The 11425-nt window shown below is 68.4% G+C and carries 6 protein-coding genes; 3 read left to right on the top strand and 3 right to left on the bottom strand.

From position 1 onward, the window contains the following. The first annotated feature begins 14 nt into the window (after positions 1-14). Both rpoB and LO931_RS03855 read left to right on the top strand, forming a co-directional pair. Complete coding sequence (rpoB, locus tag LO931_RS03860; RefSeq protein ID WP_370636092.1) at positions 15-3419, top strand: DNA-directed RNA polymerase subunit beta; 3405 nt, start codon at positions 15-17, stop codon at positions 3417-3419. An 84-nt stretch (positions 3420-3503) separates the two neighbouring features. After that, complete coding sequence (locus LO931_RS03855) at positions 3504-7319, top strand: DNA-directed RNA polymerase subunit beta' (protein WP_229051897.1); 3816 nt, start codon at positions 3504-3506, stop codon at positions 7317-7319. Positions 7320-7520: 201 nt separating this feature from the next. Here the strand turns inward: LO931_RS03855 and LO931_RS03850 are convergent, their stop codons facing one another. Continuing rightward, positions 7521-8459: a hypothetical protein gene (locus LO931_RS03850; RefSeq protein WP_229051896.1), complete on the bottom strand. Its 939-nt coding sequence runs from the start codon at positions 8457-8459 to the stop codon at positions 7521-7523. A gap of 204 nt (positions 8460-8663) precedes the next feature. Beyond that, complete coding sequence (locus LO931_RS03845) at positions 8664-9725, bottom strand: acyltransferase family protein (RefSeq protein ID WP_229051895.1); 1062 nt, start codon at positions 9723-9725, stop codon at positions 8664-8666. 46 nt (positions 9726-9771) lie between these two features. On the opposite strand from LO931_RS03845, the gene LO931_RS03840 reads away from it, so the two are divergent. Continuing rightward, a complete protein-coding gene (locus LO931_RS03840) occupies positions 9772-10245 on the top strand; it encodes an NUDIX hydrolase (protein WP_229051894.1) in 474 nt (157 codons plus the stop codon). Here the strand turns inward: LO931_RS03840 and LO931_RS03835 are convergent. Further along, a complete protein-coding gene (locus LO931_RS03835; protein ID WP_229051893.1) occupies positions 10227-11363 on the bottom strand; it encodes a hypothetical protein in 1137 nt (378 codons plus the stop codon). The two genes, LO931_RS03840 and LO931_RS03835, sit on opposite strands and share 19 nt — an antisense overlap. Positions 11364-11425: the final 62 nt, after the last annotated feature.

Raw genomic sequence — 11425 nt, 5'->3', positions numbered from 1 at the left:
TCTCCTTCGCCAAGATCTCGGAGCCTCTCGAGGTTCCCGAGCTCCTGGCCCTCCAGACCGAGAGCTTTGCCTGGCTCATCGGTGACGACACCTGGCAGGCCCGCGTCGCCGCGAGCCTCGAGGCCGGTCGCACCGACGTGTCCACCAAGAGCGGCCTCGAGGAGATCTTCGAGGAGATCAGTCCCATCGAGGACTTCTCCGAGACGATGAGCCTGTCGTTCCGCGACCACCGCTTCGAGCCCCCGAAGTACTCGGTCGAGGACTGCAAGGACCGCGACGTCACGTACGCCGCGCCGCTGTTCGTCACCGCCGAGTTCATGAACAACGAGACCGGCGAGATCAAGAGCCAGACCGTCTTCATGGGCGAGTTCCCGCTCATGACCGACAAGGGCACCTTCATCATCAACGGCACCGAGCGTGTCGTCGTCAGCCAGCTCGTCCGCTCGCCGGGCGTGTACTTCGAGCGCACCCCCGACAAGACGTCCGACAAGGACATCTACACGGCGCGCGTCATCCCGTCGCGCGGTGCGTGGCTGGAGTTCGAGATCGACAAGCGCGACACCGTCGGCGTCCGTCTCGACCGCAAGCGCAAGCAGAGCGTCACGATCCTGCTCAAGGCCCTCGGCTGGTCCGAGGCGCAGATCCTCGAGGAGTTCGGCCAGTACGACTCCATCCGCACGACCCTCGAGAAGGACAACGCGCACACGCAGGACGAGGCGCTCCTCGACCTGTACCGCAAGCTGCGTCCGGGCGAGCCGCCGAGCCGTGAGGCCGCGCAGACCCTCCTGGAGAACTACTACTTCAACCCGAAGCGGTACGACACCGCCAAGGTCGGTCGCTACAAGATCAACAAGAAGCTCGGCACCGACCAGGCGTTCGACCAGCAGACGCTGACCGTCGACGACATCGTCGCCACGATCAAGTACGTCGTCGCGCTGCACGCCGGCGAGACCGAGATCGAGATGCCCGCCGGACCGACCCTGGTCGAGAAGGACGACATCGACCACTTCGGCAACCGCCGCATGCGCACCGTCGGTGAGCTCATCCAGAACCAGCTCCGCACGGGCCTGGCCCGCATGGAGCGCGTCGTGCGCGAGCGGATGACGACCCAGGACGTCGAGGCCATCACGCCGCAGACCCTGATCAACATCCGTCCCGTCGTGGCGGCGCTGAAGGAGTTCTTCGGCACCAGCCAGCTGTCGCAGTTCATGGACCAGAACAACCCGCTCGCGGGCCTGACGCACAAGCGGCGTCTGTCGGCCCTCGGACCGGGCGGTCTGTCGCGTGAGCGCGCCGGCTACGAGGTCCGCGACGTCCACCCGTCGCACTACGGCCGCATGTGCCCGATCGAGACCCCCGAGGGCCCGAACATCGGTCTGATCGGCTCGCTCGCCTCGTTCGGACGCATCAACCCGTTCGGCTTCGTCGAGACCCCGTACCGCAAGGTCATCGACGGCAAGGTCAGCGACACCGTCGACTACCTGACCGCGACGGAGGAGGACCGCTTCATCATCGCCCAGGCAAACTCGCCGCTGGCCGAGGACGGCTCGTTCGTCGACGCCGCGGTCCTGGTCCGCCAGCGTGGTGGTGAGGCCGAGCTCCGCCCGGCCGCCGAGGTCGACTACATGGACGTCTCGCCGCGCCAGATGGTGTCGGTCGCGACCGCCCTGATCCCGTTCCTCGAGCACGACGACGCGAACCGCGCCCTCATGGGCTCGAACATGCAGCGTCAGGCCGTGCCGCTGATCCGCAGCCACGCCCCGCTCGTCGGCACCGGCATGGAGTTCCGTGCCGCCGTCGACGCCGGTGACGTGACCGTGGCCAAGAAGGCCGGCGTCGTCAAGGAGGTCTCGGCCGACGCGATCGAGATCGCCGAGGACGAGGGCACGTACACGACGTACCGCCTCGCGAAGTTCCGTCGTTCGAACCAGGGCACCTGCACCAACCAGCGTCCGCTGGTCGCCTCGGGGCAGCGCGTCGAGGTCGGCGCTCCGCTGGCCGACGGCCCGTGCACCGACGAGGGCGAGATGGCGCTCGGCACGAACCTCCTCGTGGCGTTCATGCCGTGGCAGGGCCACAACTACGAGGACGCGATCATCCTCTCCCAGCGCGTCGTGCAAGACGACCTCCTCACCTCGATCCACATCGAGGAGCACGAGGTCGACGCGCGCGACACCAAGCTGGGACCGGAGGAGATCACCCGGGACATCCCGAACGTCTCCGAGGAGATGCTGAGCGATCTCGACGAGCGCGGCATCATCCGCATCGGCGCCGAGGTCGGCAACGGCGACATCCTCGTCGGCAAGGTCACGCCCAAGGGCGAGACCGAGCTGACCCCCGAGGAGCGCCTGCTGCGCGCGATCTTCGGCGAGAAGGCGCGCGAGGTGCGCGACACCTCGCTCAAGGTGCCTCACGGCGAGTCCGGCACCGTCATCGGCGTGCGCGTCTTCGACGCGTCCGAGGGTGACGAGCTCAGCCCGGGCGTCAACCAGCTCGTCCGCGTCTACGTCGCGCAGAAGCGCAAGATCAGCGACGGCGACAAGCTGGCCGGCCGCCACGGCAACAAGGGCGTCATCTCCAAGATCCTCCCGGTCGAGGACATGCCGTTCCTCGAGGACGGCACGCCCGTCGACATCGTGCTCAACCCGCTCGGTGTCCCCGGCCGCATGAACGTCGGACAGGTGCTCGAGATGCACCTCGGCTGGATCGCGAAGACCGGCTGGAAGGTCGACGAGAAGACGGCCGAGTGGGCCAAGAGCCTGTCGAAGATCGGCCTGACCGAGGCCCCGCCGAACAGCCACGTCGCCACCCCGGTGTTCGACGGTGCGAGCGAGGACGAGATCTCGGGCCTGCTGCACTCCACCACGCCCACGCGTGACGGTGTGCGTCTGGTCAACGGCCAGGGCAAGGCCCACCTGTTCGACGGGCGCAGCGGCGAGCCGTTCCCCGACCCGATCAGCGTCGGCTACATGTACATGCTCAAGCTGCACCACCTGGTCGACGACAAGATCCACGCCCGTTCGACCGGTCCGTACTCCATGATCACCCAGCAGCCGCTCGGCGGTAAGGCCCAGTTCGGTGGCCAGCGCTTCGGTGAGATGGAGGTCTGGGCCCTCGAGGCCTACGGTGCCGCGTACGCGCTCCAGGAGCTCCTCACGATCAAGTCCGACGACATCGCCGGACGCGTCAAGGTCTACGAGGCGATCGTCAAGGGCGAGAACGTGCCCGAGCCGGGCATCCCGGAGTCGTTCAAGGTGCTCGTCAAGGAGATGCAGTCGCTCTGCCTCAACGTCGAGGTGCTCTCGGCCGACGGCAGCGCCGTCGACATGCGTGACGCCGAGGACGAGCTGTTCCGCGCTGCCGACGAGCTCGGCATCGACCTGTCGCGTCGCGAGCCGTCCTCGGTCGACGACCTCTGAGGTGAACGGGGTCGGCGCCCAGCGCCGGCCCCGCCCCACCCCCGCATCATTTGAGTTTCCGACATACGGAGAGAAGAAGACACCGTGCTGGACGTCAACAACTTCGATCGCCTCAAGATTGCCCTTGCCACCGCCGATGACATCCGTCACTGGTCCCACGGCGAGGTCAAGAAGCCCGAGACGATCAACTACCGCACGCTCAAGCCCGAGCGCGACGGTCTGTTCTGCGAGAAGATCTTCGGTCCCACTCGGGACTGGGAGTGCTACTGCGGCAAGTACAAGCGGGTCCGCTTCAAGGGCATCGTGTGCGAGCGCTGTGGCGTCGAGGTCACGCGCTCGAACGTGCGCCGTGAGCGCATGGGCCACATCGAGCTCGCCGCGCCCGTCACGCACATCTGGTACTTCAAGGGTGTCCCGAGCCGTCTGGGCTACCTGCTCGACCTCGCGCCGAAGGACCTCGAGAAGGTCATCTACTTCGCCGCGTACATGATCACCCGGGTCGACCAGGACGCGCGTCACCGCGACCTGTCCTCGCTCGAGGCCAAGATCGACATGGAGCTCAAGCAGATCGAGACGCGCCGCGACACCGCGCTCGCCGAGCGTGGCCAGAAGGCCGAGACCGACCTGAAGACCCTCGAGGACGAGGGCGCCAAGGCCGACGCCAAGCGCAAGGTCAAGGACGCCGCGGAGCGCGAGGAGAAGGCGATCCGCACGCGCTTCGACCGCGAGCTCGACCGCCTGCGCGAGGTCTGGGACCGCTTCAAGAGCCTGAAGGTCCAGGACCTCGAGGGCGACGAGATGCTCTACCGCGAGATGACGTACCGCTTCGGTGCGTACTTCGAGGGCTACATGGGCGCCGCCGCGATCCAGAAGCGCCTGCAGGACTTCGACCTCGACAACGAGGCCGAGGTGCTCAAGGAGATCATCGCCACGGGCAAGGGCCAGCGGAAGACCCGCGCCCTCAAGCGCCTCAAGGTCGTCGAGGCGTTCCGCGCCTCGGGCAACCACCCGTCCGGCATGGTCCTGGACGCCGTCCCGGTGATCCCGCCGGAGCTGCGCCCGATGGTCCAGCTCGACGGTGGCCGGTTCGCCACGTCCGACCTCAACGACCTGTACCGCCGCGTCATCAACCGCAACAACCGCCTCAAGCGACTGCTCGACCTCGGCGCGCCCGAGATCATCGTCAACAACGAGAAGCGGATGCTGCAGGAGGCCGTCGACTCGCTGTTCGACAACGGCCGTCGCGGTCGTCCCGTCACGGGCCCGGGCAACCGCCCGCTGAAGTCGATCTCCGACATGCTCAAGGGCAAGCAGGGCCGGTTCCGTCAGAACCTGCTCGGCAAGCGCGTCGACTACTCGGGCCGTTCGGTCATCGTCGTCGGCCCGCAGCTCAAGCTGCACCAGTGCGGCCTGCCCAAGCAGATGGCGCTGGAGCTGTTCAAGCCCTTCGTCATGAAGCGTCTGGTCGACCTCGCGCACGCGCAGAACATCAAGAGCGCCAAGCGCATGGTCGAGCGTGCGCGCCCGGTCGTGTGGGACGTCCTCGAAGAGGTCATCGCCGAGCACCCCGTGCTCCTCAACCGTGCTCCCACGCTGCACCGTCTGGGCATCCAGGCGTTCGAGCCGCAGCTCATCGAGGGCAAGGCCATCCAGATCCACCCGCTCGTCTGCTCGGCCTTCAACGCCGACTTCGACGGTGACCAGATGGCCGTGCACCTGCCGTTGTCCGCCGAGGCCCAGGCCGAGGCGCGCATCCTGATGCTGTCGACGAACAACATCCTGAAGCCGTCCGACGGACGTCCGGTCACCATGCCGACACAGGACATGATCATCGGTCTGTACTTCCTGACCCTCGATCGTGACGGCCACATCGGCGAGGGCCGCAGCTTCGGCTCGGTCGCCGAGGCGGTCATGGCGTTCGACCGTCGCGAGATCACGCTGCAGAGCAAGGTCTCGATCCGCATCGAGGGCGCCACGGTGGCCACGACGCTGGGTCGCGCGATCTTCAACGAGGCGCTCCCGGAGGACTACGAGTTCGTCAACTTCCAGGTGGGCAAGAAGGAGCTCGGCGTCATCGTGAACGCGCTGGCCGAGCGCTACAGCAAGGTCGACGTGGCCAACGCGCTCGACGCGCTGAAGGACACCGGCTTCCACTGGGCCACGCGCTCGGGCGTCACCATCAGCATGGACGACGTCGTCAGCCCGGACTCCAAGCCCGAGATCCTCGCCCGTTACGAGGACCAGGCCGCCAAGGTCCAGAAGCAGTTCGACCGCGGTCTGATCACCGAGGACGAGCGTCGCCAGGAGCTCATCGAGATCTGGACCCAGGCCACGGCCGAGGTCGCGGAGGCGATGAACGCCAACTTCCACGTCGACAACCCCATCTACATGATGGTCAACTCGGGTGCTCGCGGAAACATGATGCAGCTGCGTCAGATCGCCGCCATGCGTGGCCTCGTGGCCAACCCGAAGGGCGAGATCATCCCGCGCCCGATCAAGTCGAACTACCGTGAGGGCCTGAGCGTCGTCGAGTACTTCATCGCGACGCATGGTGCTCGTAAGGGTCTGGCCGACACCGCTCTGCGTACCGCGGACTCGGGCTACCTGACGCGTCGACTCGTCGACGTCAGCCAGGACGTCATCATCCGCGAGCCCGACTGCGGCACCGAGCGTGGTCTGCCCAAGAAGATCGCCGAGAAGCTCGAGGACGGCACCCTGGTGCCCGACGAGCACGTCGAGACCTCGATCTACGCGCGTGCCTCGGCGACCGACATCGTGCACCCGGAGACGGGTGAGGTGCTGATCGGTGCCGGCGAGGACATCGGCGACGACGACATCGAGCGTCTGATCGCGGCCGGTCTCGAGACGGTCCGGGTCCGTACGGTCCTGACCTGTGAGGCCGCGGCGGGCAGCTGCGCCAAGTGCTACGGCCGCTCGCTGGCCACCGGCAAGCTCGTCGACATCGGCGAGGCCGTCGGCACCATCGCGGCCCAGTCGATCGGTGAGCCCGGCACGCAGCTGACGATGCGTACCTTCCACACCGGTGGTGTGGCCGGTGACGACATCACGCACGGTCTGCCGCGCGTCGTCGAGCTCTTCGAGGCGCGTCAGCCCAAGGGCAAGGCGCCGATCACGGAGGCCGCCGGTCGCATCCAGATCGACGACTCCGAGGCCACCCGCAAGCTCGTCGTCACCCCCGACGACGGCAGCGAGCCGATCGAGTACCCGGTCACGAAGCGTTCGCGTCTGCAGATCACCGACGGCCAGCACGTCGAGGTCGGCGACCAGCTCACGCACGGCACGCCCGACCCGCAGGAGGTCCTGCGCATCCTGGGTGTCCGCAAGGTGCAGGAGCACCTCGTGGACGAGGTCCAGGAGGTCTACCGCAGCCAGGGCGTGGCGATCCACGACAAGCACATCGAGATCATCGTGCGCCAGATGCTCCGTCGCGTGACGGTCATCGAGCAGAGCGACTCCAACCTGATCCCGGGTGACCTGGTCGACCGGGCCACGTTCGAGTCGGAGAACCGTCGCGTCGTCGCCGAGGGCGGCACGCCCGCCTCCGGTCGTCCGGTGCTCATGGGCATCACGAAGGCCTCGCTGGCCGTCGAGTCGTGGCTGTCGGCCGCGTCGTTCCAGGAGACCACCCGCGTCCTCACCGACGCGGCGATCCACGGCAAGTCCGACTCGCTGCGGGGTCTCAAGGAGAACATCATCATCGGCAAGCTCATCCCGGCCGGCACCGGCCTGGAGCGGTACCGCAACATCGCGGTCGAGCCGACCGAGGAGGCCCGCCAGGCCGCGTACGCGGTCTCGGGCTACGAGGGCTACGACTACAACTTCGGCCAGACCGAGGGTGTGCAGGTCGACTCGTACGACTACACCTCCTACGAGAGCTGATCGTCGCTCGCTGACGAGGGCCCCGGGACCACACGGTCCCGGGGCCCTCGCCCTTTCCGGGGGGACCGACGACGGAATTCGGGGGATCGTGGCTGCTGGGGCGACCGCCAACCCCCGAGTCGGGACTCGGCACGACGAACCTCGGGGGCTCTTGGTCGTCCCGGGCGCCACGATCCCCCGAGCTCGGTCATCGGTCCGCGGTCAGCGGCGCTGAGTTGGCGGTGGCCAGCGGTCGACCCTCGTCGGGATGGGACGGACCACGCCGGTCCATCCGCCAGCACGAAGCGCTCGCGCGAGCTGGTCGAGCACGAGCGCCGGCTCGTGACGAATGACGTACGAGGTGAAGATCAACAGGCGAGGGCCGTCGATCACGATCTCGTTGGCGCGGACCAGGTCGGCCGACCACTGCACGACACCGTGGTGCGGGAGCCCGTGGATCTCGGCAGCGACTCCGTACGGCGCCCACTCGACGTCGAGGTAGTAGCGCCCGTTGGTGCCCCGCACGACTCGCTGGCGCGTCGGCCGCGGAAGGCCAGCAAGAAGCACGAGGTCGTCGAAGTCCTTCTCCGGCAGTGACTGGATGCCGCCCACGGCATCGAGGACCGACTCGCGGACTAGCCCGACGCGGCGAGCGGTCGGTCTCCGGTCGACCGCTGAGAGCACGTCGGGTGCGCGCACCAGCCCCTGCTGGAATGCCGCGAGGACGGCGGCCCGCCCGTACCGGTCCGACGGGCTCCAGGAGGCGAGGTCGATGAGGCTTCGCTCGATGCGCGTCCGCCGCGGCCGTTGGACGGGATGAACGTCGCGGTCGCCGAGCCTCACGCTGCTGTGGACGACGAGGTCCGGCAGGGGAGGGGCCAGGGCAGGCGGGCGGTCGCCGCCGTCGGGGATCGTGACGAACACGCGCGTGTCCTCGAAGCCGGTGAGACCGTGGAGCTGGAGCGCCGTCGCCCCAGCCAGCGCTGAGCCGTCGGGGCACGCCAGCAGCGCCACCCACTGGCGGTCCTCGGGACTGAGCGGGCCGTTGTGCGTCACGTAGACACCCCGCACCGGGCGTTGCCACCGGCCGGAGCTGACCGCGTGGCGGACTACGCCGCGGCCGTGGGTGGCGAAGGCTTCGGCGGCGCGGAGGACGGGCACGCCTCCAGGACATCCTTGAACGCGCCCTGATCCCAGGCCCTCCGTCACGCCTGTGGATGAGCAATCCCTGTGGATGACGACAGAACTCAGGGGATCGAGGTAGCCATCGTTACCCGAAGCCCCTGACCTCCGTCGTCGAGCGACCGAAGTCAGGGGCCCATGGTCGTCATCGCAACCACAACCCCGTGAGTTCCGTCGGTGGGGTCAGGTGGGGATCTTGACCTGGGGGGACTCGTCGATGGGGCGGAACAGCCAGGTGAGCTTGGGCTCGAAGATCGGGCGGAAGGTCCGGGCGACGGGCTTGGTCATGAGGAGGGTGGCCAGGACGATCGCGGCCACGATCAGGCCGGCGACCGCCGTGGCGCCGTACGGCTCGAGCTTGTCCCACAGGTGGTAGTGCCGGTCGAGCCAGACGATGACGAAGCCGTGCAGCAGGTAGCAGTAGAACGTGCGCTCACCCTGCGCCGTCGTCCACGAGCGCCCGCGCGGCACGAGCGACAGCGCCGCGAACGTCATGATCAGGCCGAGGGCGATCAGGCCGCTGCGGATCAGCAGCCCCTCGGCGAACGTCACGTCCATCTCGACGTAGCTGTTCTTCCACAGCAGCCACTCCTTCGCCTGCGGGAAGCGCACGAGCTGGCACAGCACGAAGAGACCGCCGAGCAGCACCGCCGAGGCCGCCCGCAGGCGCATCGTGCCGAGGCGCAGGAAGCGCTCGCGGGTCATGTGCAGCCCGATGACGTAGAACGGCAGGAACGCCAAGGTCTTGTGCAGCGCGAGCACGTTCGGGATGTCGATCAGACCCGAGCCGAGGGAGATGATGATCGACGTCGTGATCGGATAGCGCAGCGCGCGCCAGATCGGCGTCGTGAGCCGCCACAGGATCAGCGCCGCCATGAACCAGCCGATCCACTGCGGCGAGAGCACCATGAGCTGGGCCGGCTCACCCGTGTAGTGGCGGTTGATCAGCTGGAGGCTGAGCTCGACGATCAGGTACGGCACGACCAGCGTGCTGACGATGCGCCGGATCTGCTTCACGTCGCCGACGTAGTGCCGGGCCGTGTAGCCCGAGATCAGGATGAAGAACGGCATGTGGAACGCGTAGATCCAGGTGTAGACGCCGCGCGCGGAGTCCATCACGACGAGCTCCGTGAGGCTGTGTCCGATGACCACGAGCAGCATGACCCAGTACCGAGCGTTGTCGAGATAGGCCACGCGCTCCTTCGGTCCGGTCGGGTTGACCGGCAGGGGGGCGAGTGCAGTCACCGCACCGATGGTAGCCAGGCTCGCTGAAGGTGACATCCTGAGCGGCGTGGACCAGCGCGACGAGATCCGGCGCACGCAGAGGCTCGGGGCCTACGGCGTCATCACGCGACAGCGAGCCACGCGCGAGCTGCTCATCACCCGCGTCTCGCCCCGCGGCTACCCCGCCGGCTGGTGGGCGCTCCCCGGTGGCGGCGTCGACCACGGCGAGTCGCCCGACGACGCCGTCGTCCGCGAGGTGCACGAGGAGACCGGGCTCGAGGTCGTCACGCACCGCCTCGTCGCGGTCCACGACGTGCACACGGTCTCACCGGGTCGCGGCGACGCCTGGGAGGACTACCACGGCGTCCACCTGCTGTACGCCTGCCAGGTCGACGACGAGGCGGTCCCGCACGTCGTCGAGCTCGACGGCACGACCGATCTCGCGGCCTGGGTGCCGGTCGAGGAGCTCGCCGACGGTCGCCCGCTGCTGCCCGTCGTGGAGCACGTGCTCGAGCGGCTGGATCAGCTGGCCGGCGTGTAGAACAGCATCACGTAGTTGCCGCGCGCCGTGATGACGTGCGTTCCCTGCGCGACCGAGCCGTCGGGCGCCGTGGCGGTGAACGTGACGTCGACCTCGTTGAGGCCCTCGTACGAGTCGCTCGTGACCAGGCCGTCCGGCACGGCCGACGTCACGTACGACTGCGCGATCTCGCGGGCCTCGGAGCTGCTCGAGACGTTCAGCGCGACGAACGCGGGCTCGAACGAGCTCAGCAGGATCGTGGCGTCCTCCGGCGCGACCCAGCCGTTCAGCAGCTCGGTGTCGGCCGGGGCGTCGGCGTCCATGGCGGGCCAGATGACGTCGTCGGGCGCCTCGGCGGAGACCTCCGGGGCGGCCGGCTCGTCCTCGTCGTCGGCCTCCGCGGCGGCGCGCTCGACCCGCGGGTCGCTGAGGTCCTGGACCTGCAGCTCCATGACGGGCTGGGTCAGGCTCGAGGGGGCCGAGATGCGGGTCTCGAGGTTGCCCGGGTCGACGTGCATCGAGATCGCGAGGGTGCGGTCGTCGTCGGTCACGCCCTCGACCTCGAGCTCGCAGCCCGTGACGCGGTCGTCGACGACGGTGCAGTAGCTCGTGAAGTCCTCGGGGTCGACGTCGGCGTCGGGCAGCAGCGTCGCGATCTGCCCGACGATCGACTGCACGGCCGCCGTCTCGTCGGTGTCGAGGCGGATCAGGGCCGTCGTGATGTCGGCCGGCGGCGGCTCCTCCAGCAGCGCGAAGGTGTCGTCGTCGGGTCGGCCCGACTTCGTGATCGTGGGCGGCACGTCCTGCAGGACGCCCTCGGTGTTGGCCTGGGCGGCCGAGACCGCGTCGGAGACGCCCTGGCGGGTCAGGGCCACGGCCAGGTCGGGCTGGTACGCCGCGATGACGCGGTCGCTGCGGTAGCGGACCAGCGGACCGAGCTGGACGGCCCCCTCGGGGACGGTCAGACCGGTGATGATGGGGGACTCGGGGCCGCCCTCGTGGTCGGTGATCTCCGACGGCGCGCTGGGCGCCCCGGTGGTGGACCCGCCGGAGCCGGACCCGATCTCGCAGCCCGCGAGCACGCTCGTGACCACGGCTGCCGTCAGTGCTGCCGTTGCGACACGCCCCCAGCGCTTCATGCCCTACCTCCACTCGACCTGACCTCTGCGAGGTCGGGCCAACCTTAGCCGGACCCGCACAG

This window comes from Aeromicrobium sp. Leaf350, from assembly GCF_916858655.1.
Lineage (GTDB): Bacteria > Actinomycetota > Actinomycetes > Propionibacteriales > Nocardioidaceae > Aeromicrobium.
Note: the sequence above shows the minus strand (reverse complement) of the source record. Positions and strands in the feature narration are given on the sequence as shown.